Annotated in this window: 25 protein-coding genes; 16 read left to right on the forward strand and 9 right to left on the reverse strand. The window is 64.2% G+C overall.

All coding sequences use genetic code 11. The annotated features are described in order from the left end of the window. Window positions 1-458 precede the first annotated feature (458 nt). The 4 genes from rplM to erpA all read left to right on the forward strand — a co-directional run bounded on the left by rplM (window position 459) and on the right by erpA (window position 2,982). Window positions 459-887, forward strand: coding sequence for a 50S ribosomal protein L13 (gene rplM / locus ACE3UG_RS05900; RefSeq protein WP_023873145.1), 429 nt, complete (start codon window positions 459-461; stop codon window positions 885-887). A gap of 10 nt (window positions 888-897) precedes the next feature. Then, the gene (rpsI, locus tag ACE3UG_RS05905; protein ID WP_353193253.1) at window positions 898-1,293 is read left to right on the forward strand and encodes a 30S ribosomal protein S9; all 396 of its coding nucleotides are present in this window, start codon (window positions 898-900) and stop codon (window positions 1,291-1,293) included. 182 nt (window positions 1,294-1,475) lie between these two features. Continuing rightward, window positions 1,476-2,519, forward strand: coding sequence for an N-acetyl-gamma-glutamyl-phosphate reductase (gene argC, locus ACE3UG_RS05910; RefSeq protein WP_374620934.1), 1,044 nt, complete (start codon window positions 1,476-1,478; stop codon window positions 2,517-2,519). Between the two features lie 97 nt (window positions 2,520-2,616). After that, entirely contained in the window at window positions 2,617-2,982 is a 366-nt protein-coding gene (gene erpA / locus ACE3UG_RS05915; protein ID WP_058377438.1) for an iron-sulfur cluster insertion protein ErpA, read from the forward strand. A 115-nt stretch (window positions 2,983-3,097) separates the two neighbouring features. Here the strand turns inward: erpA and ACE3UG_RS05920 are convergent, their stop codons facing one another. Continuing rightward, window positions 3,098-4,246, reverse strand: a complete 1,149-nt coding sequence (locus tag ACE3UG_RS05920; RefSeq protein WP_374620936.1) for an anhydro-N-acetylmuramic acid kinase — start codon at window positions 4,244-4,246, stop codon at window positions 3,098-3,100. A gap of 105 nt (window positions 4,247-4,351) precedes the next feature. Next, window positions 4,352-5,722, reverse strand: coding sequence for a M23 family metallopeptidase (locus ACE3UG_RS05925; RefSeq protein WP_374620939.1), 1,371 nt, complete (start codon window positions 5,720-5,722; stop codon window positions 4,352-4,354). A 198-nt stretch (window positions 5,723-5,920) separates the two neighbouring features. Between ACE3UG_RS05925 and tyrS the strand changes: the two genes are divergently transcribed. From tyrS to ACE3UG_RS05945, 4 genes are all read left to right on the forward strand, one after another. Continuing rightward, complete coding sequence (gene tyrS / locus ACE3UG_RS05930; RefSeq protein WP_374620942.1) at window positions 5,921-7,165, forward strand: tyrosine--tRNA ligase; 1,245 nt, start codon at window positions 5,921-5,923, stop codon at window positions 7,163-7,165. A gap of 89 nt (window positions 7,166-7,254) precedes the next feature. Beyond that, complete coding sequence (gene dtd / locus ACE3UG_RS05935; RefSeq protein WP_374620945.1) at window positions 7,255-7,722, forward strand: D-aminoacyl-tRNA deacylase; 468 nt, start codon at window positions 7,255-7,257, stop codon at window positions 7,720-7,722. 403 nt (window positions 7,723-8,125) lie between these two features. Further along, on the forward strand, window positions 8,126-8,752 hold the full coding sequence (locus ACE3UG_RS05940; RefSeq protein ID WP_374620947.1) for a YbhB/YbcL family Raf kinase inhibitor-like protein: 627 nt from the start codon (window positions 8,126-8,128) through the stop codon (window positions 8,750-8,752). Between the two features lie 48 nt (window positions 8,753-8,800). Beyond that, window positions 8,801-9,508 carry a histidine phosphatase family protein gene (locus tag ACE3UG_RS05945; RefSeq protein WP_374620949.1) on the forward strand — a complete coding sequence of 236 codons (708 nt, stop codon included), beginning with the start codon at window positions 8,801-8,803 and terminating at the stop codon, window positions 9,506-9,508. A gap of 44 nt (window positions 9,509-9,552) precedes the next feature. Here the strand turns inward: ACE3UG_RS05945 and ACE3UG_RS05950 are convergent, their stop codons facing one another. The 3 genes from ACE3UG_RS05950 to ruvC form a co-directional block, all read right to left on the reverse strand. After that, window positions 9,553-10,539 (reverse strand): oxygenase MpaB family protein, encoded by a 987-nt coding sequence (locus tag ACE3UG_RS05950; RefSeq protein WP_374620951.1) that lies wholly within the window; start codon window positions 10,537-10,539, stop codon window positions 9,553-9,555. A gap of 30 nt (window positions 10,540-10,569) precedes the next feature. Further along, complete coding sequence (ruvB, locus tag ACE3UG_RS05955; RefSeq protein WP_374620954.1) at window positions 10,570-11,640, reverse strand: Holliday junction branch migration DNA helicase RuvB; 1,071 nt, start codon at window positions 11,638-11,640, stop codon at window positions 10,570-10,572. Window positions 11,641-11,718: 78 nt separating this feature from the next. Next, window positions 11,719-12,261 (reverse strand): crossover junction endodeoxyribonuclease RuvC, encoded by a 543-nt coding sequence (gene ruvC, locus ACE3UG_RS05960; RefSeq protein ID WP_374620957.1) that lies wholly within the window; start codon window positions 12,259-12,261, stop codon window positions 11,719-11,721. Window positions 12,262-12,561: 300 nt separating this feature from the next. On the opposite strand from ruvC, the gene ACE3UG_RS05965 reads away from it, so the two are divergent. From ACE3UG_RS05965 to ACE3UG_RS05975, 3 genes are all read left to right on the forward strand, one after another. Continuing rightward, window positions 12,562-12,978, forward strand: a complete 417-nt coding sequence (locus ACE3UG_RS05965; RefSeq protein ID WP_374621013.1) for a CopD family protein — start codon at window positions 12,562-12,564, stop codon at window positions 12,976-12,978. Window positions 12,979-13,030: 52 nt separating this feature from the next. Next, window positions 13,031-13,651 carry a 2-hydroxychromene-2-carboxylate isomerase gene (locus tag ACE3UG_RS05970; RefSeq protein ID WP_374620960.1) on the forward strand — a complete coding sequence of 207 codons (621 nt, stop codon included), beginning with the start codon at window positions 13,031-13,033 and terminating at the stop codon, window positions 13,649-13,651. A 72-nt stretch (window positions 13,652-13,723) separates the two neighbouring features. After that, a complete protein-coding gene (locus tag ACE3UG_RS05975) occupies window positions 13,724-14,701 on the forward strand; it encodes an NAD(P)-dependent oxidoreductase (protein WP_374620962.1) in 978 nt (325 codons plus the stop codon). Between the two features lie 127 nt (window positions 14,702-14,828). Here the strand turns inward: ACE3UG_RS05975 and ACE3UG_RS05980 are convergent, their stop codons facing one another. Then, on the reverse strand, window positions 14,829-15,674 hold the full coding sequence (locus tag ACE3UG_RS05980; protein WP_374620964.1) for a MurR/RpiR family transcriptional regulator: 846 nt from the start codon (window positions 15,672-15,674) through the stop codon (window positions 14,829-14,831). Window positions 15,675-15,973: 299 nt separating this feature from the next. On the opposite strand from ACE3UG_RS05980, the gene edd reads away from it, so the two are divergent. The 5 genes from edd to ACE3UG_RS06005 all read left to right on the forward strand — a co-directional run bounded on the left by edd (window position 15,974) and on the right by ACE3UG_RS06005 (window position 21,972). Next, window positions 15,974-17,809 (forward strand): phosphogluconate dehydratase, encoded by a 1,836-nt coding sequence (gene edd, locus ACE3UG_RS05985; RefSeq protein ID WP_374620967.1) that lies wholly within the window; start codon window positions 15,974-15,976, stop codon window positions 17,807-17,809. Window positions 17,810-17,845: 36 nt separating this feature from the next. Next, on the forward strand, window positions 17,846-18,472 hold the full coding sequence (eda, locus tag ACE3UG_RS05990) for a bifunctional 4-hydroxy-2-oxoglutarate aldolase/2-dehydro-3-deoxy-phosphogluconate aldolase (protein ID WP_374620970.1): 627 nt from the start codon (window positions 17,846-17,848) through the stop codon (window positions 18,470-18,472). Window positions 18,473-18,643: 171 nt separating this feature from the next. Further along, window positions 18,644-19,999, forward strand: coding sequence for a GntP family permease (locus ACE3UG_RS05995; protein ID WP_374620973.1), 1,356 nt, complete (start codon window positions 18,644-18,646; stop codon window positions 19,997-19,999). Between the two features lie 70 nt (window positions 20,000-20,069). Further along, on the forward strand, window positions 20,070-20,603 hold the full coding sequence (locus ACE3UG_RS06000; protein ID WP_374620977.1) for a gluconokinase: 534 nt from the start codon (window positions 20,070-20,072) through the stop codon (window positions 20,601-20,603). 49 nt (window positions 20,604-20,652) lie between these two features. Beyond that, window positions 20,653-21,972 (forward strand): class I SAM-dependent RNA methyltransferase, encoded by a 1,320-nt coding sequence (locus ACE3UG_RS06005; RefSeq protein ID WP_374620980.1) that lies wholly within the window; start codon window positions 20,653-20,655, stop codon window positions 21,970-21,972. Window positions 21,973-22,049: 77 nt separating this feature from the next. Here ACE3UG_RS06005 and ACE3UG_RS06010 read toward each other — a convergent pair whose 3' ends face one another. The 3 genes from ACE3UG_RS06010 to ACE3UG_RS06020 form a co-directional block, all read right to left on the reverse strand. After that, window positions 22,050-23,135 (reverse strand): hypothetical protein, encoded by a 1,086-nt coding sequence (locus ACE3UG_RS06010; RefSeq protein WP_374620983.1) that lies wholly within the window; start codon window positions 23,133-23,135, stop codon window positions 22,050-22,052. A 175-nt stretch (window positions 23,136-23,310) separates the two neighbouring features. Next, complete coding sequence (locus ACE3UG_RS06015) at window positions 23,311-24,078, reverse strand: 5'-methylthioadenosine/adenosylhomocysteine nucleosidase (protein ID WP_374620985.1); 768 nt, start codon at window positions 24,076-24,078, stop codon at window positions 23,311-23,313. Window positions 24,079-24,179: 101 nt separating this feature from the next. Next, the coding region (locus tag ACE3UG_RS06020) for an NAD(P)(+) transhydrogenase (Re/Si-specific) subunit beta (RefSeq protein ID WP_374620988.1) at window positions 24,180-24,387 on the reverse strand (208 nt) is incomplete at its 5' end.

Raw genomic sequence — 24,387 nt, forward strand, 5'->3', positions numbered from 1 at the left:
CCGATTGGCGCGCATCCAAGAGCGTGAGAACTTGTGTAAGTGATTGATTTTTATTGATTTTTGCGGGGGTTGTGCAAATTTCCATCATTTCATATTGTGGTGTTATGTTTCGCACTATAAATTTTCTTGCGCAGCACTTTCTGCTTTGCTAGACTGGAGTCATTGGTTGTTGTGCTTCACAGCAATCCTGCAAGTGTCTCCTCCACCCTCCTCCTTTGGTGGATTTAACCCGGACCCACGAGGTTCGGGTTTTTTTTTGTCCGGCCGGAAATGCCGTTTACCGGTGAGGGGATTTTTCTGTATAATCAAGGGCTTTTCCGGAAATGCCCACGGAAAAGACATCAGGGAGAGCCTGCAAGCACAGGACTGCGCCGTGCGACTCAAGTCGCCAGGACGCGGCCGGCAGACAAGCAGGAAGTTGATGTTAATGGGGCAAATGTATTTTATTTGGATCGATCATGAAGACGTTTTCCGCTAAGCCGGCAGAGGTGACGCGCGAATGGTTTGTGATTGACGCGACGGACAAAGTCCTCGGCCGTGTCGCCAGCGAAGTGGCACGCCGTCTACGCGGCAAACACAAGCCTGAATTCACGCCGCACGTTGACACGGGTGATTACATCATCATCGTCAATGCTGCCAAGCTGAAAGTCACGGGCGCAAAGCAAACCGACAAGAAGTATTACCGCCACTCGGGTTACCCGGGCGGTATCTACGAAACCACGTTTGGCAAGATGCAAGAGCGTTTCCCGGGCCGTGCGCTCGAGAAGGCCGTGAAGGGCATGCTGCCGAAGGGTCCGCTGGGCTACGCGATGATCAAGAAGCTGAAGGTTTACGCCGACGGTAACCATCCGCACGAAGCGCAGCAACCGAAGTCGCTCGAGATCTAAGGGCCACGCCATGTTCAAAAACGATTGGAATTACGGCACCGGCCGTCGCAAGAGCGCTGTTGCTCGTGTGTTCATCAAGGCTGGCAAGGGCGACATCGTCGTCAATGGCAAGCCGATCAAAGAGTACTTCGCTCGTGAAACGTCGCTGATGATCGTTCGTCAGCCGCTCGAGCTGACCAACCACGGCGAAACGTTCGACATCAAGGTCAACGTTTCGGGCGGCGGTGAAACGGGTCAGGCCGGTGCGGTTCGCCACGGCATCACCCGCGCACTGATCGACTACGACGCGACGCTCAAGCCGACGCTGTCGACCGCTGGCTTCGTCACGCGCGATGCTCGTGAAGTCGAACGTAAGAAGGTGGGTCTGCACAAGGCACGCCGTCGCAAGCAATTCTCGAAGCGTTAATCGCCCGAGTGCTTGTTCGCATCTGCCTCTGGTGGATGCAAGGAAGGCCGCCTCGTGCGGCCTTTTCTCTTTTTTGCGTTGTCTTTTCAGCCACTGGTTGGGAGATGCGCCGGGTGCGTCACCGTCCCACACGTGTCGTGGAAGCTTGATAGAATCGCGATTCAGATTGAAAGGGGTAGGACATGGTCAAGGTAGGTATCGTAGGCGGCACCGGCTACACCGGTGTGGAGTTGCTCCGTTTGCTGGCGCAGCACCCGGAAGTGAAGTTGACGGCCATTACCTCGCGTAAGGAAGCGGGTACGCCGGTCGCCGATATGTATCCGAACCTGCGAGGCCGTGTCGACCTGGCATTCTGCAGCCCCGACGACGCCCGACTGACCGATTGCGACGTGGTGTTCTTCGCCACACCGCACGGCGTTGCCATGGCGCAGGCGCGCGAGCTGCTCGCCGCCGGTGTGCGCGTGATCGATCTGGCGGCAGACTTCCGCCTGAAAGACCTGGCCACGTTTGAAAAGTGGTACGGCATGCCCCACGCCTGCCCCGACATTCTCGAAGAGGCTGTCTACGGCCTGCCCGAGATCAATCGCGAAAAGATCAAGAGCGCCCGCGTGATCGGTCTGCCCGGTTGTTACCCGACGTCCGTGCAATTGGGCTATGCGCCGTTGTTTGCCGGCGGCCGCAAGCTGGTCGATCCGAAGCACCTGATTGCGGATGCCAAGTCGGGCGCGAGCGGCGCCGGCCGCAAGGCGGAGACGTCGCTGATCCTTGCCGAGACGTCCGACAACTTCAAGGCCTATGGCGTGAAGGGACACCGTCATCACCCGGAAATCAAGCAGGGGCTCGAGGCGATTGCCGGCTACGAAGTAGGCCTGACGTTCGTGCCGCATCTGCTGCCGACCATTCGGGGTATCCACTCGACGCTGTACGCGACGATCCTGCCCGAAGCGCGCAACACCGATTTCCAGGCGTTGTTCGAGACGTATTACGCGGGCGAGCCGTTTGTGGACGTGATGCCGGCCGGCGCGTTGCCCGAGACGCGCTGGGTGCGTGCGTCGAATTATGTGCGCATGGCAGTGCATCGTCCGGGTAACGAAGACACGTTGGTGATCCTCGTGGTCGAGGACAATTTGGTCAAGGGCGCGTCCGGTCAGGGTGTGCAGTGTATGAACCTGATGTTCGGCTTGCCGGAGAACATGGGGCTGACCCATATTCCCGTATTGCCGTAACGGTATTTATCGTCTCTAAGCCATTGATTTTTCTGCCGTCGGCACAATTTAGGATTAGGGACTAGAATGGTACCGAACCGATTTATGGAGATTTGCGATGAACGCACCGCTTGAGGCCGCTGTCACGGAAATGCCCGCGTTTCTGGTCTTTACCGACAGCGCCGCGGACAAGGTCAAGCAACTGATCGACGAAGAGGGTAACCCCGAGCTGAAACTGCGCGTTTTCGTGCAGGGCGGCGGTTGCTCCGGCTTTCAGTATGGTTTCACCTTCGACGAAGACGTCAACGAAGACGACACCGTGCTCGACAAGAATGGCGTTTCGCTGCTGATCGATTCGATGAGCTATCAATACCTCGTCGGCGCCGAGATTGACTACAAGGAAGATATCAACGGCGCGCAGTTCGTCATCAAGAACCCGAACGCATCCACGACGTGTGGCTGCGGCTCGTCGTTCTCGGTCTGAACGGCTCGAAAGCAGTCATTGGACGTAGTGAGAGAAAGGACCCGCAAGGGTCCTTTCTTTTTTCCCTTTCCCGTCAGCCAACATGGGTTGAAGTGGGTCGGGGCTGGCGTGACGCTCAATGCGGATAGATCGCGCCAAGAATGCGGGGGCCTTGCGCGCCGGTGACGGTCGAAAGATTCCCCGCTTGCCGCGCCAGGCAGCGCTGCGCGAGCCAGGCGAAGGCGCGGGCCTCGACCTGATGCGGCGGTACGCCGAGCGCGTCGGTCGTTGCAACGCTCACGCCCGGCAGACGCAATGCGATGGCCTGCATGAGCGCGTGATTGCGCGTTCCGCCGCCGCAAGCGTATAGGCCTCGACAGTCAGGTGCGTAGCGCAACACGTCGTTCGCGACGCACTGCGCGGTCAGCGCGACGAGTGAGGCCTGGACATCGACGGCCGCCACGCCTGGGAACGCCGCCAGATGTGCCGCCAGCCACTCGGCATGGAACAGGTCGCGACCGGTGCTCTTCGGGGGATGCTGGCGGAAGTAGGGTTCACTGAGCCAGGCGGCGAGCAGGGCGTCGTTGACGCGTCCGCCGGCACCCCAGGCGCCGCCATCGTCATAGGACTTGCCGAGATGGCGCGCCGCCCAGCCGTCGAGTAGTGCGTTGCCGGGACCGCAATCGAAGCCCGAGACGGGCCGGCCGGACGCCGCCGCCGGCAGAATCGTCACATTGCTGATGCCGCCAAGATTGCAGATGACGCGCGTCTCGCTCGCTTCCGAAAACATCGCCTGGTGATAGGCGGGTACGAGCGGCGCCCCCTGGCCGCCTGCTGCGACGTCGCGGCTGCGCATATCTGCAACGACATCGATGCCGGTCAACTCGGCGAGGAGCGCGGGGGCGTTGAGTTGGCGGGTATAACCCGTTCCGTCGAATTCTCCCGGACGATGACGAATCGTCTGCCCGTGCGCGCCAATGGCCGCGACGGCCGACGCGGGCAACCCTGCCGTGGTGAGCAACGCGCTCACGCATTCCGCATAGACGCGTGCCAACGCGTTTGCCGCCAGCGCTTCCCGATGCAGCTCGTTTTCCGAGGGGGCCTGCAACACCATCAATGTGTCACGCAGATCGTCCGGAAACGGGAGATAGGCTTGCGCAAGCACCCGTGTGTTTGCCGATGTGACGAGCACGCCATCGACGCCGTCCAGACTGGTGCCGGACATGAGACCGATGAAATGAGCGGGCGGAACCGGGGCGAGGGTGGAACGAGCGATGTCGGTCATGGGCGGTGCGGACGGGCGCGGGGGAGCCGAAGAAATCGAAACCGCGCCAGCAGGGCAGACATGTCAGTCACACGTCGCGGTGCGTGGCGCGAACTCCAGCATACCTCAATCGCGTTGAGCGACTTGCACTGTGCGCATCAGGTCAATGCGCTTGAGGAGGCTCTCGGCGTACATGTCGAACAGCTTCAGGCGGGCACCCGCGAGCGGCGCGGTGGCCGCCACGTCCGTCGAGAACGGATTGCGCGGCACACCCTTGTAGCGGAGCTCGTAATGCAGATGCGGGCCGGTAGCCCACCCCGTTTGCCCCACGAAGCCGATGACTTGTCCTTGCGTGACACGTGTGCCGGCCTTCATGCCCTGCCCAAAACCGGACAGGTGGGCGTAACGCGTCTGGTAATTGCCCGCGTGATCGATCTCGACCAGGTTGCCGTAGCCGTTTTGCTTGCCGGCGAACTTGACCACACCGTCGCCCGCTGCAAACACGCGCGTGCCGATCGGCGCGGCCAGATCGACACCTTCGTGCTGCTTCCACTTGTGCTGGAACGGATGTTCGCGACCGCCGAATGCCGACGAAATCCGCGAGAACTCGACAGGCGTGCGCAGAAATGCCTGTTTCAGATTGCGCCCGTCGAAGCCGTAGTACGCGCCCTCGGGCGCGCCGTGCGGATCGGCGTACCAGATGGCCTGATGCGTCTTGCCCTGATTGATGAACTCGACGGCGAGCACGCGGCCGGTGCGAACGGTGCGATCCTGCTGCTTGACCACTTCGTACACCAGACGGAAGCGATCGCCGCGGCGCACGTCGCGCTGAAAGTTGATCACGCCCGAGAAGATGTTCACCATCTGCGCCACGACGGCATCGGGCACACCGGCATCGTCCATCGCCGTGAAGAAATTGCCCGCAATGGCACCGGAGCGCATGGCCCATTCGGTATCGTTGGCGAGTTGCTCCATGCGCGCGCGCAGGCGACCGGCGTCATTGCGCTCGATCACCAGTTGCTGGGCGGCGGCATTGCCGTTCGAGAGGACGGTGGAGAGCGAGACGAGCTTGCCATCGTCGTCGGTCTCCGCCTGCACGACGTGCCCGGCGGGCACACCGATCAGGCGACGGGCGACGGCGTTCTCGCGAATGAAGCGCTCAGCGGCGGGGTCCTGGATCGACAGGCGCGAGAGCATGTCGCCAAGCGTTTCGCCGCGTCGCAGCGCCACCTGATGGATAAAGGTCTGGGACTGCGCGTCGAGCTGCTGGATTTGTTTGGCCAGGTCGGGGAAGGTGAGCGGCAACGTCACGCTCGCACCGTTGCGCGCCGCTTCGGGCACCATAGGTGCCACGCCGAAAGCGGTCACCATTCCCAACGTCAGGGCCGAACCGACCGTTGCCACGATTTGCACCTTTCTTCGACGGTGCTTCGGCTGCGTGGGGTCGATCAGGGTCAGCAGTTCGCGCGCAAAAAAATCACGGAGTTTTGGCCACATCACGTAAAATTCTGCGCAACTTACAAAAAAGCCCGGGCGGAGCGACACGCTTCGAGATTGCCTGCCGGAATTCCGGGGCAACCCGGCGTTGCTTCGGCCCGAGCCGAGAATTGAGCGGCGATTATAGCAGATCCGCCGCCGTCTCCGCCTTTACTGACTGGCTAAGGGAAACCCTGAACCAGTCTGGACAATGATGTTATGACAAGTGAACACGCACTCACCTCGGAAAAGAAGTATCCCGTGACCGATGCCGCGCGGGCCGCTCTGGCGATCGCCAAGCGCGGTTGCGACGAGCTGCTCGTTGAGGAGGAGTTCCTGCAGAAGCTCGCGCGCAGCGAAGCGACCGGCAAGCCGCTGCGTATCAAGCTGGGCCTCGATCCGACCGCACCCGACATCCACATCGGACACACCGTGGTGCTCAACAAGATGCGCCAGTTGCAGGATCTGGGGCATACGGTCATTTTCCTGATTGGCGATTTCACATCGCTGATCGGCGACCCGTCGGGCCGCAACAGCACGCGCCCGCCGCTCACGCGCGAGCAGATCGAGTCGAACGCCAAGACCTATTTCGAACAGGCTGCCCTGGTGCTCGATCGCAGCAAGACCGAAATCCGCTACAACAGCGAGTGGTCGATGAAGCTGGGCGCGGACGGCATGATCAAGCTTGCGTCGCGTTACACGATGGCGCGCATGCTCGAGCGTGAGGACTTCACCAAGCGCTTCCAGGGCGGTGTGCCGATCGCCATTCACGAGTTCCTCTACCCGCTCATGCAGGGGTACGACTCGGTGGCGCTGGAGTCGGATCTGGAGCTTGGCGGCACCGACCAGAAGTTCAACCTGCTGGTGGGACGCGAATTGCAGAAGCAGTACGGCCAGGAGCCGCAGTGCATTCTGACGATGCCGCTGCTCGAAGGACTGGACGGCGTTGAGAAGATGTCGAAGTCCAAGGCCAATTACGTGGGCATCAGCGAGAAGCCGAGCGAGATGTTCGGCAAGCTCATGAGTATCTCGGACGAGCTCATGTGGCGCTACTACGAGTTGCTCTCGTTCCGTTCGCTCGACGAAATCGCGCAACTGCACAAGGATATCGAGGGCGGACGCAATCCGCGCGACGTGAAGGTGCTGCTCGCGCAGGAGATCGTGGCGCGTTTCCACTCCCAGGCCGACGCCGAGCGCGCACTCGAAGACTTCAATGCGCGCGCCAAGGGCGGCGTGCCGGACGATATTCCGGAAGTCTCCCTTGACGGCGCACCGCTGGGCATCGCTCAGTTGCTCAAGCAGGCAGGTCTCGTGCCCTCGACCTCGGAAGCCAACCGCAACATCGAGCAGGGGGGCGTGCGGATCGACGGCGAGGCTGTGTCCGACAAGGGCGCGAAGATCGACGCCGGCACCTATGTCGTGCAGGTCGGCAAGCGCCGCTTCGCGCGCGTGACGCTCGCCTGAATGTCGCTCGCCTGTATGTCACCTGCCTGTACGTCACCTGCCTGTATGTCGATCTCGCTCGCGTTGCACTTGTTGCCTCTCGTTGCGCGATGATCGCACTCATCCAACGCGTGCTCGAGGCCGCAGTCACCGTGGACGGCCGCACGGTCGGCGCCATTGGTCCGGGCCTGCTCGCCCTGGTGTGCGCCGAGCGCGGCGACACCGAGGCGAGCGCGGACAAACTACTTGCGAAGCTGCTCGGCTATCGCGTGTTCTCGGACGAGGTGGGCAAGATGAACCGCAGCGTGTCGAACCTCGACGGCCATGGGGCGGCGGGCGCGCTGTTGCTCGTCTCGCAGTTCACCCTTGCGGCCGACACCCAAAGCGGCACCCGTCCGAGCTTTACGCCGGCGGCGAGCCCGGCCGACGGCAAGCGGCTCTTCGATCATTTCGTCACGCAGGCGCGCGCGCGCCATCCGATCGTGGAAACGGGCGAGTTTGGCGCGCACATGCGTGTCGCGCTCGTGAACGATGGACCGGTCACGTTCTGGCTTCAGACACGTCCCGAAGTGTCCTGACATCGTCAGCGACACTGCGCCCACCGAACCCCCCGCATCCGCCGCATCCACGGGTCTGAGCGTGCGCACCAGACACCCGCTGTGTCCGTCGGCAAGCGTCGCATCGGCCGCCGCACCCACCGCGCCCGCGCACCGGCACCGGCACCAGCACCAGCACCAGCACCAGCACCGGCACCGGCACCCGCGGGCCCCTGCGTGCCCACCGGGCACCCCGCTGTGCCCATCGGCACGCATTGCATCACCGCCTTCCATCGTGCCGCCTGTTCGCGCTCATGTGCGCAAACCCCGGTGTTATCCCGAAAATCGCCTGGAATCGTCCGGAAGTGTGCGACCCGTTGCACGCGATCCGCATCGGTGTGATACCGTCGTCGAGTTCCGAAACGACAATGCTTGGGAGAGACCGATGAAAGTCTGGAGTGACTCGTTTGCCGATCATGCGGCGATAGATGCACAGTTCGCCTTCGGCAAACCGGATGCACAGGCGCACGTGGCGCTATCGCAGAACAAGAATCCGCACCTGGCCTGGTCCGACGTGCCTGCCGGCACGCGCTCGTTTGTCGTGATCTGTACCGACAGCGACGTACCGAGTCAAGGGGACGACGTCAACAAGGAAGGACGCGAAGTGCCGGCCGATCTGCCGCGCGTCGATTTCTACCATTGGGTGCTCGTTGACGTACCGGGGGCCACGTCCGAAATTCCGGCGGCCAGTCACAGCAATCACGTCACGCCGCGCGGCAAGTTCGGCCCCGACGCGCTCGACGGCATGCGTCACGGCGTGAACGACTACACCGCATGGTTTGCCGGCGACGAGAGCATGAAGGGGGATTACTACGGTTACGATGGCCCTTGCCCGCCGTGGAACGACACGATCGTGCACCACTACCACTTCACCGTGTACGCACTCGACATTGCCCGAGTGCCGCTTGAAGGGCGCTTCGGCGGCGACGACGTACTCGCCGCGATCAAGCCGCATGTGCTTGGGCAGGCCAGCGTCACCGGTACTTACACGCTCAATCCGAAATTGGCCTGACGGCGCTTCGCCAGCGGACCGCCCGAACTCACAAACACAATCGTATCGATGACCGGCACGACCACCACCCTGACGCTGATTCGCCACGGCGAGACCGACTGGAACCGCGTCAAGCGGATTCAGGGGCATACGGATATTCCGCTGTCGGCCGAGGGCGAGCGTCAGGCGGGATTGCTGGGGGCGCGTATCGCGCGCGAAGTTGCCGCGCATGGGCGCGTATTCGACCATGTGCTCACGAGCGATCTGCGGCGCGCGGTGCAAACGGCGGAGCCGGTTGCGCGCGCGTGTGGCCTGCCGCTCGTGCGCACCGCGAGTCTGCGAGAGCGCCATTACGGGATCTTCGAAACCCACATGCCCGACGAGATTCTGGCGCAATTCCCTCAGGACTATGCGCGATGGCAGCGCCGCGATCCCGATTTCGTGATTCCCGGCGGTGAGTCTGCACGAGGGTTCTACACGCGTATCACCGAGGCCGTTGGACAACTCCTGAGCGACCATGCGGGCCAGCATCTGGCGCTTGTGGCGCACGGTGGTGTGCTCGACTGCTGCTATCGGCTGGCGACGCAACTCGCGCTGACCGAGCCGCGCGCCTATCCGTTGCTCAACGCGAGCGTGAACCGTCTTACATACGACGGCCTGCGTTGGTGCGTGCTCAGTTGGGGCGATGTCACGCATCTTGACAACGCGGTGCGTGACGAAAGCAACGACAGGCCGGTGGACGCCGCTACGGATCGGGTCGATCCGCGCGTAGTGTAACGGGCACGCCGGCGACGTAACGGCAGTGGCTCGCTTGGATGCACCTAGCGCTCGAGCGACGGCTGCGTAGCGACGACGTCGGGTGCCGCCAGAGCGCGGCGTCGCGCCCGGTGCGCCACGCTGTTGCGCATCGACCAGCGTGCGACCTGCGCCATGTGACGCACGGCGGGCCGCACCGTCAGACGCCGTACCGCAGATCCCTCCGCGAAGCCGAGCATCGCCTGCGCCCAGTCCGGCATGAGATCGGCGCCGGCACGGAACAACAAGCCGCTGAACATGCGCGCGCCGACGAACGGCGCAGGGAGATTGCGCAGCACGCGCACGACTTCCGCTGTGCGTTCGCTCGTGCGTAATGCCGGGCGCATGGCGGCGAGATAGTCGTCGATCTGCGCCACGCTCGTCGGCACGTCGCGTGCGCCAAGCGCCACCGCAATGCGTGCGACCTCTGCGTAGTAGCGATCCTGCTCGCTGCGGGCGAACGCCGGGTTTCGGTACACGAGGTAGCTGCGCAGGAAGCTCGACGTCTCGGCCACATGCACCCACGTCAGCAGATCGGGATCGTAGGCAGCGTAGGGGCGACCGTCGGGGGCCGTCCCCTTGACCTGCAAATGGATGCGTCTCACGCGCTCGAGCAGCGCTTGCGCGTCGGCGGTATTGCCGAACGTCGTGCCGCCGATGAACGTCGCCGTACGCCGCAGGCGGCCGATCACGTCCTGCCGGAAGGTCGAGTGGTCCCAGACCCCCGCCATCGCGAGCGGATGCAACGACTGCATCAGCAATGCGCTGATGCCGCCGATCATCATGGACGTGAAGTCGCCGTGCACATGCCAGCAGGCGGCATCCGGACCGAACAGGCCGGGATCGCCGGCCGGCGTGTCGTAGTTCAGTCGCGGCGCGCCGGGGCCTGACGTGAGGCTCACCAGGCGCATGGCGATGGCGTGCCGCACGCGTCCCGACACGCCCACGACCGGCCCGGCAGGCTGCAAGGGCGTTGTCGGAGGCGGGGTCGGGAGGTCGTCGTGCGAAGACATGCGAGGGTCAGTGTGACGTGACGGCGCGCGTCACTTGTTCGTGGCGTCGGGCGACCAGAGCGAGCCGCTCTCCGGCGCGCTGCCGGGTGCGGCCAGTCCAAAGTGACGGTACGCCGCCAGGGTCGCCACGCGTCCACGCGGTGTGCGTTGCAGGAAGCCCTGTTGGATCAGGTATGGCTCGATCACATCTTCAATGGTGTCGCGCTCTTCGCCGATCGCGGCGGCGAGGTTGTCCACCCCCACCGGCCCGCCGTCGAACTTGTGGAGCACAGCTTCGAGCAGCTTGCGGTCCATCACGTCCAGGCCCACCGGATCGACGTCGAGCATCGAGAGCGCGGCGTCGGCCACCGGGGCGGTAATGCGTCCGTCGGCCCGGACCTCGGCGTAATCGCGTACGCGCCGCAACAGCCGGTTGGCGATACGCGGTGTGCCGCGCGCGCGGCGAGCGATCTCATAGGCGCCATCGTCGGCAATGACGGCCCCCAGCAGGCCGGCGGAACGACGCACGATGCCCGCCAGTTCTTCGGCCGTATAGAACTCGAGACGCGCCACGATCCCGAAGCGGTCGCGCAGCGGATTGGTCAGCATGCCGGCGCGCGTGGTTGCACCGACGAGCGTGAACGGTTGCAGATCGAGCTTGACGCTGCGCGCTGCAGGGCCTTCGCCGATCATGATGTCGATCTGATAGTCCTCCAGCGCCGGGTACAGGATTTCCTCGACGACCGGCGAGAGCCGGTGGATTTCGTCGATGAACAGCACGTCGTTGGCTTCGAGATTGGTCAGCAGCGCCGCGAGGTCACCCGGACGCTCGAGCACGGGCCCCGACGTCTGACGTAAATGCACGCCCATTTCACGGGCGATGATGTGCGCGAGCGTCGTCTTGCCCAGACCCGGCGGACCGAAGAGCAGCACGTGGTCGAGCGGTTCCGCGCGCTTGCGGGCCGCCTCGATGAAGATTTCGAGTTGCCCGCGTACCTTGCGCTGGCCGACGTATTCGTCGAGCAGCTTGGGGCGCAGCGCGCGCTCGAAGGCTTCCTCGTTGGGCGAGGCCGGGGTCGGCGCGATGATGCGCTCGGCGGCGAGTTTGTCGGTTTCGATCATGGCTGCATTGTAGCGCTTCGGGCGTCGTGTGCCGGGGCGCGATGGCGCGATTTGCCGCGCCGCACGGCAAGGGCGCGCTTAGCCGACCAGGCGCCCGCGCCGCACGCGCAACCCCTTGGCCGCAAGGCCGGGAGAGACGCCGGCCAACGCCGCAAACGTCTCGCCGCTATGCGCGTGGCAGATCGCCACGCCCAGCGCGTCGGACGCATCCTTGCCCGGCGTGCCAGTGAGGGTGAGCAAGCGTGCCACCATCTCCTGCACCTGCTCTTTACGGGCGCGTCCGTAGCCGACCACGGCCTGCTTGAGTTGCATTGGCGTGTATTCGAAGACCTCGAGCCCGCCGACAGACAGCGCGGTGATCGCCGCGCCGCGCGCCTGTCCGAGCAGCAGCGTGGATTGCGGGTTGACGTTGACGAATACTTTTTCGACAGCCGCCTGATCGGGGCGGTAGGTGTCGACCAGTTCCGCCACGCCCTCGAAGATGATGCGCAGCCGCGCGGGCAGCGTGCCTTCGCCGGTGCGGATGACGCCGCTTGTCACATATTGCAGACGGGTGCCGTGCTTTTCGAGCACGCCAAAGCCGGTCACGCGCAGCCCGGGATCGATGCCAAGTATTCTCATGCGGGGGCCAATGTTCGGCGTACAGGCCGATGGGGGCGAAAAAGCCGATATGGCCCGTATTCTGGCACACCCGCACGGGGGCGTCGCCGAAGTCGTGTTTCGCCGGATGAGACGCGCCGACGCTGCGACCCGGCGGGGGCCGCCCGACGTGGGGGCAGCGGCGCTTGCCGCGCTGCGTCGAACTGCCGCAGGCTTCACGCCTGACGGTGCGAGGCGCTGTGCCTCACGACATCGCGGATTGTTGTACATTGTTTGCTGTTCAAAATATTCGACGGCCTGCGTGCGGGCCGCCTGTCCCCGATGCTCTGGATCAAAGCGTTTCATATCGTTTTCGTCGCCTCGTGGTTCGCCGGTCTGTTCTATCTGCCGCGCATCTTCGTCAATCTCGCGATGGAGAGCGATCCCGCCGCCACGCAGCGGCTGTTGCTCATGGCGCGCAAGCTATACCGCTTCATGACGATCCTGGCGGTGCCGGCGATCGCTTTCGGGCTGGTCCTCTGGCTGTACTACGGTATCGGCCGCTACGGCGGCTGGATGCACGCCAAGCTGCTCATCGTGGTGTTGCTGCTCGGCTATCACCACGCGTGTGGCCGACTGCTGCGCAAGTTCGAGACCGGCCGCAATACGCGTTCGCATCGCTGGTATCGCTACTTCAACGAATTCCCTGTGCTGGCGCTGCTCGCGGCGGTGATCCTCGTGGTTGTCAAACCGTTCTGATACGCCGTCCCGCATCGCAAGCGCCACCCCCGAAAGCCAAGAGGAGTCTGCCGTGAGTCTGACCTGCGATTATTTTCTGGCGCCGCCGTCGCCCTTTGTCTATATGGGGCACGCGCGCTTTATCGATCTGGCACGTCGCTACGACGTGCAGATCCAATTGAAGCCGATCGATCTCGGACGGATCTTCTCCGGTTCGGGCGGATTGCCGCTGGCCAAACGTCCGCCGCAGCGGCAGGCGTATCGTCTGATCGAGCTGGCGCGCTGGTCGAAGTTTCTCGGCTTGCCGCTCAACCTGCAGCCGAAGTTCTTTCCGGTCGCGGGCGATCCGGCAGCGCGGTTGATCGTCGCGACGCAGCTCGCGCATGGGACCGAGAAGGCGCTCGAACTGGTGGCGGCCGTTTCAAAGGCGCTGTGGGTCGAGGAGCGCAATATCGCCGACGAAGCCACGCTGCAATCCGTTGCCGAGCACTTGTCGCTCGATGGCAAGGCGCTGCTCGCGGCATCGAGCGGTGCAAGCGTGCAAGCGGCCTACGATGCCAATACCGACGAGGCCGCGAGCGCGGGGGTATTCGGTGCGCCGTGGTTCGTCTTCGACGGTCAGCCGTATTGGGGGCAGGACCGTCTCGATTTTCTCGAGCGGGCATTTGCAGAAGCGCGCAACGCACAGCGCTGAACTCGCAAACCAAACCGACATTTCGTTCGTCGTCTGCGGATGCTGACGGCGGCGACCCCAGGAGTGACCAGGATGAGTCGTCCGGAAGTGGTGTTGTACAAGGCCGTGCCGCCGGAAGTGCGCGCGCGGTTGGCCGAGGTTTTCACGCTCTCGGAATTCGAGGGCGTCGACGATGGCAACCGGGCGGAATTCGTGGCGGCGCTGGGCCGTGCCGACGGCGCCATCGGTGTGGGAGTGAACGTCACCGTCGCGCTGCTGGATGCGGCCCCGAAGCTCAAGGCATGGGCCACCATTTCAGTGGGCTACGACGCATTCGATGTGCCCGAACTCACACGTCGCGGCATCGTGTTGATGAATACGCCGGACGTCCTCACGGAAACCACGGCAGACACCGTTTTCGCGCTGATTCTGGCGAGCGCCCGGCGTGTGGTCGAGTTGGCCGAACTGGTCAAGGCGGGCGGTTGGAAGGCGAGCCTGGGTGAGGCGCATTTCGGTACCGATGTGCATGGCAAGACGCTTGGCATCGTCGGCATGGGGCGCATTGGCGGGGCCGTCGCGCGACGCGCGGCACTTGGCTTCGGCATGAAGGTCTTGTATAGCAACCGCTCGCGCAACGAGGCGGCGGAGCGAGCCTACGGCGCACAACACCGGACGCTGTCGGCGTTGCTCGCTGAAGCCGATTTCGTCGTAACGCTGGTTCCGCTGTCGCCGGCCACCGAACGGTTGATCGGCGCTGGCGAGTTCGCGCAGATGAAGCGCGGCGCGATCTTCATCAACGCCGCCCGTGGCAAGGTGATCGACGAGGCAGCGTTGATCGACGCGCTGGCGTCGGGCCATCTGCGCGCCGCGGGTCTCGACGTGTTCGAGCGCGAGCCGGTGCCGGTCGATTCGCCACTGCTGACGATGAAGCAGGTGGTCGCGCTGCCGCACATTGGCTCCGCAACGCACGAGACGCGCCATGCCATGGCATTGTGCGCAGCAGACAACCTGATCGCCGCGCTCACCGGCGAGCCGTTGAAAAATGCGGTGAACCCGCAGGCGCAGGGCTGATCGCGGAAAGTAAAGCGGGCAGGCGCAGAAGCAGAAGCAGGCGCAGAAGCAGAAGCAGAAGCAGAAGCAGAAGCAGACGCAGACGCAGACGCAGGGCGGCGCGCCGGTGCAGGCTTCGCCCTTCGTCTTACTTACCGTCGTTGGTCGTTCGACGACGGTTGATGACTTCCTTCGCGCGGGCGAGTTGTGCGGGCAGGCGCTCGCCCAGACGCAGCGCCATGCCCACGGCCAGCACGTCGCCAATGGCCAGATGGGTGATGCGTGAGGTCAGCGGCGAATACACGTCGGTGTCTTCGTCGACATCGGCGAACAGCGCCACGCTTGCCGCACGCGCCAGCGGCGAGTTGCTGTGTGTGATGGCAATCACGCTCGCGCCGGCCGTGCGCGCCAGTTGCACGGCGTCGAGCAAATCCCGCGTCCGCCCGGTGTTGGAGATCGCCACGACCACGTCTCCCGCCTGCAGCAGCGCGGCCGACATCCCATAGACGTGCGGGTCGCTGTACGCCACCGCCGGCACGCCCAGTCGGAAAAACTTGTGCTGCATGTCCTGTGCGGCAATTCCCGAGGCGCCCGCGCCATAGAACTCAATGCGCCGTGCCTCGGCGAGCAGGGCGATGGCTTGTCCGATGCTGTCGGGCGAGAGGTTGTTGCGAACCTGCATGAGGCTGCCGATGGTGCGGTCGAGCACCTTGCTGGCGATGCCCGGTACCGGCTCATCGGGTCGAACGTCGCGATGCACGAACGGCACACCCTGCGCAATGCCCTGCGCCAGCCGGATCTTGAATTCGCGATATCCACTGCATCCCACGGCCTGACAGAACCGGGCGATCGTCGGCTGACTAACGTTGGCGCGCTCGGCAAGGTCGTTCATCGATAGATCGACGACCTCGCGCGGTGCGTCCAGTACATAGGTCGCGAGCTTGCGCTCGGACGGGCGCAGTTGGGGCAGCGCGGCTTTGATTCGGTTAAGCATGGCAGGCGGACTTCCACAAAAGCAGGCGCCCACTATAGCACCCGCCCGCCATGACGCCACAGTCCGGGGGGGCAGGCGTTCTGGCTCGCAATTTACGGTGGTTTTGTACAAAAACTACATAAAACTGTAATTTCGTATCGTGGGATCATGTTTCTCGATATGGCATAAAATCATGTAAATACGGGGATAGGCTAAGTACAAGCCCGAGTCATAGCGCCTTTCGATTGATGGGATGTAGAATTTCTACTAAACTCCGCTCCCAATCGCACCTGTCCTGGGTGCGCAATCCGGTTCCCGGCATGACGTCAGAGCAAACGAAGCCCCTGCACCCGACCGTAATGGCAGTGACCGCGCGCATTGCGGCGCGCAGCCGCGATACGCGTGCGGCGTATTTAGCGCGAATCGATGCGAGCGCCGGTCGTTTTCCGCAGCGCGGTGCGCTGTCCTGTGCCAATCTCGCGCACGGCTTCGCCGCGATGCCGGTCAACGACAAGCTCGTTCTGCGCGAGCAGCGTCGCCCGAATGTCGGCATCGTCACGGCTTACAACGACATGCTCTCAGCGCACCAGCCGTATGAGCAGTACCCGGTGCGCTTGCGTGAGGCCGCCCGTAAGCTCGGCGCGACGGCGCAGGTCGCGGGCGGCGTGCCGGCAATGTGCGACGGCGTCACGCAAGGCAATGCGGGCATGGAGTTGTCGCTGTTCTCGCGAGACGTTATCGCGATGAGCACGGCCGTCGCGCTTTCCCACAACATGTTCGATGCCGCGCTGATGCTCGGCGTGTGCGACAAAATCGTGCCGGGTCTGGTGATCGGTGCGCTGCAATTCGGTCATCTGCCGACGATCTTCGTGCCGGCCGGTCCGATGGCAAGCGGCTTGTCGAACGATGAGAAGGCCAGGATCCGTCAGGCGTATGCGACGGGCAAAGTCGGCCGCGACGCGCTTCTCGAAGCGGAGTCGCAGGCCTATCACGGCGCGGGCACCTGCACGTTCTACGGCACGGCCAACAGCAATCAGCTCCTGATGGAGATCATGGGTTTGCATCTGCCGGGGGCCGCCTTTGTCCATCCGCACACCCCGTTGCGCGATGCACTGACCGACGCCGCGCTGGCGCGCGTGCTCGCCATTGGCGCCGACACGCCCGACTACACCCCCATCGGCCACGTGGTCGACGAGCGGGCGGTCGTCAACGGCATTGTCGGCTTGATGGCCACGGGCGGCTCCACCAATCACACGCTGCACCTTGTCGCGATGGCCCGCGCGGCGGGCATTGTCATCGACTGGGACGATTTCGACGCCTTGTCCGCCGTGGTGCCGCTCATGGCGCGCGTCTATCCGAACGGCAAGGCCGACGTGAACCATTTTCACGCGGCTGGCGGCATGGGTTTTCTGATCGGCGAGTTGCTCGACGCCGGTCTGCTGCACGCCAATGTAATGACCGTGGCCGGCCCGGGTCTCTCGCGTTACCGCGCCGAGCCGTGGCTCTCGCCGGACGGGTTGGCGTGGCGCACCGGCGGCGCTTGCAGTGGCGATCGCGACGTCTTGCGCAGCCATGCCGAGCCGTTCGCCCCCGATGGTGGATTGCGGCTCATGCATGGCAATCTGGGGCGCGGCGTCATCAAGGTCTCGGCGGTCAAGCCGGAACATCGACGCGTGGCGGCGACGGCACGCGTGTTTGCGTCGCAGGAAGCGGTGCAGGCCGCGTTCGACGCAGGCGAGCTGCGTCGCGACGTGGTCGTGGTGCTGCGCGGCCAGGGGCCGCGCGCCAACGGCATGCCCGAGCTGCATCGCCTCACGCCGTTGCTCGGGGTTTTGCAGGACGAAGGGTTTGCCGTGGCGCTCGTGACCGATGGCCGGATGTCCGGCGCCTCGGGCAAGGTGCCCGCCGTGATTCATGTGTCGCCCGAAGCGGCGGGCAGCGGCCCGCTCGCCCGGGTGTGCGACGGTGATCTGATCGTGCTCGACGCCAATGCCGGTATGCTGCATGTCGAGGTGGCCCCGCAGGAATGGGCTGCTCGTGCGCCGGCCCCGGTACCGTTCTCGGGCGACGACACCGGGCGTCTGCTCTTCGGGCACATGCGCTCGGCCGTCGGCGTGGCAGAAGCCGGCGCTTCCGTGTTCTTCGGTACTGAGTGACGCGCAGCACACGTCACGGCATTCAAGGAAAACGTAATGGACATCAATGACATCGTGCGTGCGGGGCCCGTGGTCCCGGTGCTCCAGTTCGATAACGTCGAGCAGGGCGAACAGGTTTCTCGCGCGCTGCTCGCGGGGGGCGTGCGGGTTCTGGAAATCACGCTGCGCACACCGGCGGCGATGGACGTCATTCGCCACGTGGCCGGGCTGTCCGACGAACTGATTGTCGGTGTGGGCACGCTCACGCACCCGCAAGAAATGGCGCAGGCCGTCGCCGCCGGCGCGCGCTTCGGCGTCTCGCCGGGCTACACGAGCGCGCTGGGCGCGGCGGCCAAGGCGGCGGGGCTGCCGCTGTTGCCGGGCGTGGTGACCCCGTCCGACATTCTCGCGGCGCTCGCCGACGGCTACGAAACGGTGAAGTTCTTCCCGGCCGAGCCGTCGGGGGGCGTACCAATGCTCAAGGCGTTGTACGGACCGTTTCGCCAAGTGCGTTTCTGTCCGACGGGCGGCATCAGCGCGGCGTCGGCGCCGTCGTATCTCGCGCAGCCGAACGTGGTGTGCGTGGGCGGTTCGTGGTTGACCCCCAGGGCGCTCGTCGACGCGAAGGACTGGGACGGCATCACTCGGCTGGCGCAATCGGCGAGCGCATTGCCGCGCCGCTGAGCCGCTAAGCGAGTGAGCCGTTGAACGGTTGAGCAGTTGAGCAGTTGAGCAGTCGAGCAGTTGAGCAATTCAGAGGCGAGGCAACGCCGGTTTCATCGAATAACAGAATTCCAATAATCGGGCGCAAGCCCTTCGGGCATTCGCCCATCTAGCCAAACGAGGAGACCCCCCATGGTCGCGGTGCAAGGCAACTTGCTGCTGGTGTACGCGCTTGTCGCGGTAATCGCGCTGATTGTGCTGATCGCGCGTTTCAAACTGAATCCGTTCATCACGTTGATCGTCGTCTCGCTCGTGCTCGGGTTGGCGGTGGGCATGCCGATGGGCGGGATCGTCAAGGCATTCGAGACCGGCGTGGGCAACACGCTGGGGCATATTGCGCTCGTGGTGGGGCTTGGCACGATGCTCGGCAAGATGATGGCCGAGTCGGGCGGGGCCGAGCGCATTGCGCGCACGCTCATCGGTTTCTTCGGTGAGAAGAATGTGCACTGGGCGATGGTCGTGATTGCGTTCATCGTGGGCCTGCCGGTGTTCTTCGAAGTCGGCTTCGTGCTGCTGATTCCGATTGCGTTCAACGTTGCGAAGCGTACCGGCACGTCGATGGTGCTCGTGGGCATTCCGATGGTGGCAGGTCTGTCGGTCGTGCACGGCCTGATTCCGCCGCACCCGGCCGCGTTGCTGGCGGTGACCGCCTATAACGCGGATATCGGGCACACCATCATGTACGCGTTGATCGTCGGCATTCCGACGGCGGCGATTGCCGGGCCGCTCTTTGCGAAGCTCATGTCGCGTTACGTGGTGCCGAATCCGGATAATCCGCTGCTCGCGCAATTCGTTGAGAAGGACCGTCAGTTGAACGAGTTGCCGGGCTTCGGCATTACCTTGTTCACGATTCTGCTGCCGGTCATTCTGATGCTCATCGGGAGCTGGGCCGACGTATTCTTCACGCCGAACACGTTCGCCAACGATTTCCTTCGCCTGATCGGCAACTCGGTGATGGCGTTGCTCATCGCCACGCTCGTGAGCTTCTTCACGTTCGGCAAGCAGCGCGGCTTCAATCGCGACCAGATTCTGAAGTTCACCAACGAGTGTCTGGCGCCGATCGCCACGATCACGCTGGTGGTGGGCGCCGGCGGCGGATTCGGGCGTATCCTGATGGACAGCGGGGTATCGAAGGCGATCGTCGATGTGGCCACGCATGCAAACCTCTCGCCGCTGCTGCTGGGTTGGCTCGTGGCGGTGCTGATCCGTATCGCGACGGGCTCGGCCACGGTGGCGATGACCACGGCGTGCGGCATCGTCGCCCCGATCGCGGCGGCAGCAGGAGCCACGGTCAAGCCGGAACTGATGGTGCTGGCCACGGGCGCGGGGTCGCTGATTCTGTCGCACGTCAACGACGGCGGCTTCTGGCTGGTCAAGGAGTACTTCAACATGACCGTGCCGCAGACCTTCAAGACCTGGACGGTTTGCGAGACGATCATTTCGGTCGTGGCGCTGCTGCTCACCCTCGGCCTCGCAACGGTGGTGTGACGTGGCGATTCAGGGCGCGCAACATCGGTCACACGCTGACGTTTGTCAGCAGGCTACAAGGAGACGAGCCATGATCGTCGTGGTAATGGGCGTATCGGGCAGCGGCAAGAGCACGGTCGGGCAAATGCTTGCCGACCGTCTGGGCTGCGGGTTTTCCGACGCGGATTCGTTTCACAGTGCCGCGAACATCGAAAAGATGCGGCGCGGCGAGGCGCTCAACGATCACGATCGCGCCCCCTGGCTCGCCGCGATTCGCGAGGCGATCGTCGCGCGCCGTGTGGCCGGGCGTCATCATGTGTTTGCGTGCTCGGCGCTGCGCTCGCGCTACCGCGATGTGCTTGGCGAGCACGATGGCGATGTCGTGTTCGTCTATTTGAAGGGGGCCCCCGAGGTCATCGGCGAGCGCTTGGCGTCGCGCGCGGGGCACTTCTTCGACCCTGCGCTGCTGCAAAGCCAGTTCGACACGCTCGAAGAGCCGCACGACGCGCTGGTGATCGATATCCGTGAATCGCCCGGCGACATCGTCGAGACGCTGCTGCACAAACTCGCCGCCTGCCCGGGCGGTGTGCCGCTGCCGTCGTCGGGGCCGGCACGCGTACAATAGCGGTTTATTCCCTCCGCCGGCACTTCGCGTGCCGGTCGTACGCATCGAAATGGCTTCCTTTGAATTCTTCGCGCCCTGTCCTCGCGGACTGGAAGAGGCGCTTGCCGCCGAACTGGCCGAGCTGGGGCGACTGGCGCCGGTGTCGGTCGGCAAGCAGGTGCCCGGTGGCGTGCATTTTGCCGGACCGTGGGCCGCCGGCATGGCCGCCAACCTGCATTCGCGTATCGCGAGCCGTGTGCTGCTGCGCGTTGCCCAGCAGGGCTACCGGACCGAGCAGGATATTTATGCCTTCGCACTCGTGCAGCGCTGGGAGGAATGGTTCTCGTCCGCGCAGACGCTGCGTGTGGACGTCACGGGTATCAAGGCGCCGGTGCGTAGCCTCGAATTCGTCACGCTCCGGATCAAGGACGCCGTGTGCGACCGCCTGCGCGAGAAGACCGGCGCGCGACCGAACATCGATACCTCGCAGCCTGACGTGCGCGTGTTCGCGTTCCTGACGGCCACCGATGCCACCCTCTATCTCGATACCTCCGGCGAAGCATTGTTCAAGCGCGGGTGGCGTCTGGACAAGGGCGCGGCCCCGCTGCGCGAGAATCTGGCGGCCGGCATTCTGCGCCTGACGGGCTGGCGCACCGATACCGCCGCCGACATGGTGCTGTACGACCCGATGTGCGGCAGCGGCACGTTTCTCGCGGAAGCCGCGCAGATCGCGCTGGGCGTGCCGGCGGGCGCGGGGCGTCGTTTCGGTTTCGAGAAGCTCAAGGGGTACGACATCACCGCGTGGCAAGCCCTCAAGGTGCAGGCGACGGAGGCACAGCGCGACGCGCGCGTGCGGGGTGTGCCCGCGACGATTTTCGGCAGCGACATCTCGGGTGACATGCTGGCCAAGGCGCGTGCCAATCTGGAGCGTGCGGGCGTGGGCGACATCGGCCTCAAGCAGGTCGACGCGCGCGATATGTCGCCGCCAGTCGATCGTCCCGGCATCATCGTCGCGAATCCGCCTTACGGCGAGCGTATCGAAGTGCGCGGACGTCGTGCGTCGCGCGACGCCGACGACGGCGACCTTTCGCCGGACGTGCAGGGCAATCGCGGCGCAACGTTCCAGCGCAATCAGCCCGACGGCGTCGATGCGGCGTTTTTCCGCGCATTCGGCGATGCCCTCAAGCAACGCTTCACGGGCTGGAGCGCCTATCTGCTGACGGCCGACATGAGTTTGCCGGGCCAGATGCGTCTGCGCGAGTCGCGTCGCACGCCGCTCTACAACGGGGCGTTGGAGTGCCGCTTGTTCCGCTTCGACCTGATCGCCGGTTCGGTGCGCAAGCGTAGCGAGAACGAAGACAAGGGCGAGCAGGGCACGCCGCAATCGTAAGCGAGCGGTTGCGCCTCGAGGCAAGAAAGACCGGCTAAGGCCGGTCTTTTGCTTTTCGCGGGAGACGCGCGGTGGGGCTATCGGTCGGCGGCCGACCAGGGGGCACGCCGGATCGGCGCGGCATCGGCTGGCTCAGACGGTGAGTCTCGGCCCGCCGCGCGTCGCCCGGAGGTCAATCTGGCGAGGCGCTCACGCAACTCGCTTGGCGTGATGGGCGCGCGTTCCGGGGCGCCCGTCAGGTTGTCCGGGTCGGAAAGGTCGCTATCGTAATCGGGGCCGGTGCGCGGCGTATGTCCTGCAATGTCGACAAATCCGACGGGCGTGACGTTCCTGAGCCATCGCTCCGTCTCGCACGTGATGGCGTTGTCGGACACGATATCGTCACGGAATGTGTCGCCACGGGGGTCCGGATAAATCTCCCAGAGGTCGTCTCGGACTTCCCAGTGCGGCCAGAGTTGTCCGCCTGCGCCGAAGTGGGTGTATGCCACGGCTTGGTAGGCCTTGCGGCACGACTCGCGCAGGGCGCTGCAGTCCGGTCGATCCATCGTCGCTATATTGAGCAGTTGTGTGAGACTGCGGGTGTCGCTTGACGATACGTTGTAGAAGTACACCCACTTGTTGGTGAGATCGAGCGACCACGGCACGGCGATGTCGTGGCCAAAGGCCTGTAGGACGCGCAGCGTCAGGATATCGTCGGCAACGTGTACGTCGTCCTCCCGCTCGAGCACGGATCGCGCCCAGGCGTTGAGATTCGGTGTCGTCACGATCCGTTCGTAGAGCGACCAGCCCGTCGGGCGTGCGACCAGTCGATGCACGAGATCGAGCGCGATGGCATCCGGCAAGCCCGCATCCCTGAGCAGGTCGACCGTCACCTCATGATCTTCCAGGACGGCGAGTCTGCGCAGCGCCAGACGCTGTTGCGCGTTACGCGCCGGCTCGCCGATGACCGTCTTGCCGACGTAGGTGTCGATTTCCGGTCCGAACACACTCTCGGGATGCTCGGCGGCAAGCGTGATTGCGGCCTTCGTCGGATTGCATTTGGGGTCGAGGGCTCTGATCTGGACGACATCGCTCCAGCAGAGTGACCGATAGATTGGTGCCAGTGCAGGCGCACTCAGTTGTGCCCCCGCGGATGGCCCGACATGATGATTCTCTACGTTCACCGAAAGTCTCCTCCGGACAATGTAAGAAGTGGCATTGTCCAGAAGGTATCCGGCGAAGGATGTCGAGATCGCTCGCGGGAATTGTCTAAACGGGGAGGGGAGACGAATTGCCCGCGAAGGCAACGCGGGTTTCGAGATGGGCGAATCGTCGCGCCTGCGGCGGCGCGCCCCACGCTTATGCGTGTCTTTCGCGCTCTGTCAGGAAGCGGCGAAGCACACCGTGCGAGTAGTGGCTGGCCACATCGCGGAGAAAGCGTGGGAAGTCGACATGCGCGGTGTCGTCGGCGGTGTCGGAGAGCGTGCGCATCACGGCGAACGGGATGCCGTACTCGTGACATACCTGGGCTACGGCGGCGCCCTCCATCTCGACGGCGAGGGTTTGCGGCAACGCATCGCGCAAACGGCCGACCTCGTGCGCGCTGGAGACGAACCGATCGCCGCTCGCGATCTGCCCGACGTGCACGCGCGGTGTGGTCATCTGCAATTCGGCGCGCAGCGCCGCAGGGACTTGCGTCGCCATCTCATCGTCGAGCCAGCCGCGCGCAGCCTCTGCGAGGGCGTCGCGCAGCGAGGGCGCGGTGTCGAGTGTGTCGCGTCGCAGCAGCGGGATTTCGAAGCGGGGAAAGAGGGGGCTGGCGTCCATGTCGTGTTGCACGAGTGTGTCGGCCACGACGATATCGCCGACCGCCAGCCCATGGGCAAGCCCGCCCGCTACGCCAGTGAAGACGAGTTCGTCGACATCGAACCGGTGTATCAGCGCGGCCGTGGTGGCGGCCGCCGCGACCTTGCCGACACGCGCGAGCACGACGACGCAATCGTGTCCATGCAACTTGCCTACGTGGTAGTCGCGCATGCCAATGTGCTCGACGTGCGCTCCAGTGGCCATCTCGGCGAGCAGATCGGCGATTTCTTCATGGAGAGCGGCGACAATTCCGAGCGTCATGGCGCGGTTCCAGCGGGGAATGAGAAGCGCGCATTGTAGCGCGGGGCTGCCTCTTGCAGCCCCGCTTGGCCCCGCCTCACGGTTGAAGCAACCGCGTCGCCTTAGTCAACGGCCTTGACCATCTCTTCGATGACCTTCTTCGCGTCGCCGAACACCATCATGGTCTTGTCGAGATAGAACAGGTCGTTATCCAGCCCGGCGTAACCCGCCGCCATCGAACGCTTGTTGACGATGATCGTCTTGGCCTTGTAAGCCTCGAGAATCGGCATGCCCGCAATCGGTGAGGTCGGATCGGTCTTCGCGGCCGGG

The organism is Pandoraea sp., from assembly GCF_041919235.1.
Classification (GTDB): domain Bacteria; phylum Pseudomonadota; class Gammaproteobacteria; order Burkholderiales; family Burkholderiaceae; genus Pandoraea.

Bases quoted from the DNA above. Each gene is read 5' to 3' on its own strand.
- rplM (WP_023873145.1), top strand. From the start codon at position 459: ATGAAGACGTTTTCCGCTAAGCCGGCAGAGGTGACGCGCGAATGGTTT.
- rpsI (WP_353193253.1), top strand. From the start codon at position 898: ATGTTCAAAAACGATTGGAATTACGGCACCGGCCGTCGCAAGAGCGCT.
- argC (WP_374620934.1), top strand. From the start codon at position 1,476: ATGGTCAAGGTAGGTATCGTAGGCGGCACCGGCTACACCGGTGTGGAG.
- erpA (WP_058377438.1), top strand. From the start codon at position 2,617: ATGAACGCACCGCTTGAGGCCGCTGTCACGGAAATGCCCGCGTTTCTG.
- ACE3UG_RS05920 (WP_374620936.1), bottom strand. From the start codon at position 4,246: ATGACCGACATCGCTCGTTCCACCCTCGCCCCGGTTCCGCCCGCTCAT.
- ACE3UG_RS05925 (WP_374620939.1), bottom strand. From the start codon at position 5,722: ATGTGGCCAAAACTCCGTGATTTTTTTGCGCGCGAACTGCTGACCCTG.
- tyrS (WP_374620942.1), top strand. From the start codon at position 5,921: ATGACAAGTGAACACGCACTCACCTCGGAAAAGAAGTATCCCGTGACC.
- dtd (WP_374620945.1), top strand. From the start codon at position 7,255: ATGATCGCACTCATCCAACGCGTGCTCGAGGCCGCAGTCACCGTGGAC.
- ACE3UG_RS05940 (WP_374620947.1), top strand. From the start codon at position 8,126: ATGAAAGTCTGGAGTGACTCGTTTGCCGATCATGCGGCGATAGATGCA.
- ACE3UG_RS05945 (WP_374620949.1), top strand. From the start codon at position 8,801: ATGACCGGCACGACCACCACCCTGACGCTGATTCGCCACGGCGAGACC.
- ACE3UG_RS05950 (WP_374620951.1), bottom strand. From the start codon at position 10,539: ATGTCTTCGCACGACGACCTCCCGACCCCGCCTCCGACAACGCCCTTG.
- ruvB (WP_374620954.1), bottom strand. From the start codon at position 11,640: ATGATCGAAACCGACAAACTCGCCGCCGAGCGCATCATCGCGCCGACC.
- ruvC (WP_374620957.1), bottom strand. From the start codon at position 12,261: ATGAGAATACTTGGCATCGATCCCGGGCTGCGCGTGACCGGCTTTGGC.
- ACE3UG_RS05965 (WP_374621013.1), top strand. From the start codon at position 12,562: ATGCTCTGGATCAAAGCGTTTCATATCGTTTTCGTCGCCTCGTGGTTC.
- ACE3UG_RS05975 (WP_374620962.1), top strand. From the start codon at position 13,724: ATGAGTCGTCCGGAAGTGGTGTTGTACAAGGCCGTGCCGCCGGAAGTG.
- ACE3UG_RS05980 (WP_374620964.1), bottom strand. From the start codon at position 15,674: ATGCTTAACCGAATCAAAGCCGCGCTGCCCCAACTGCGCCCGTCCGAG.
- edd (WP_374620967.1), top strand. From the start codon at position 15,974: ATGACGTCAGAGCAAACGAAGCCCCTGCACCCGACCGTAATGGCAGTG.
- eda (WP_374620970.1), top strand. From the start codon at position 17,846: ATGGACATCAATGACATCGTGCGTGCGGGGCCCGTGGTCCCGGTGCTC.
- ACE3UG_RS05995 (WP_374620973.1), top strand. From the start codon at position 18,644: ATGGTCGCGGTGCAAGGCAACTTGCTGCTGGTGTACGCGCTTGTCGCG.
- ACE3UG_RS06000 (WP_374620977.1), top strand. From the start codon at position 20,070: ATGATCGTCGTGGTAATGGGCGTATCGGGCAGCGGCAAGAGCACGGTC.
- ACE3UG_RS06005 (WP_374620980.1), top strand. From the start codon at position 20,653: ATGGCTTCCTTTGAATTCTTCGCGCCCTGTCCTCGCGGACTGGAAGAG.
- ACE3UG_RS06015 (WP_374620985.1), bottom strand. From the start codon at position 24,078: ATGACGCTCGGAATTGTCGCCGCTCTCCATGAAGAAATCGCCGATCTG.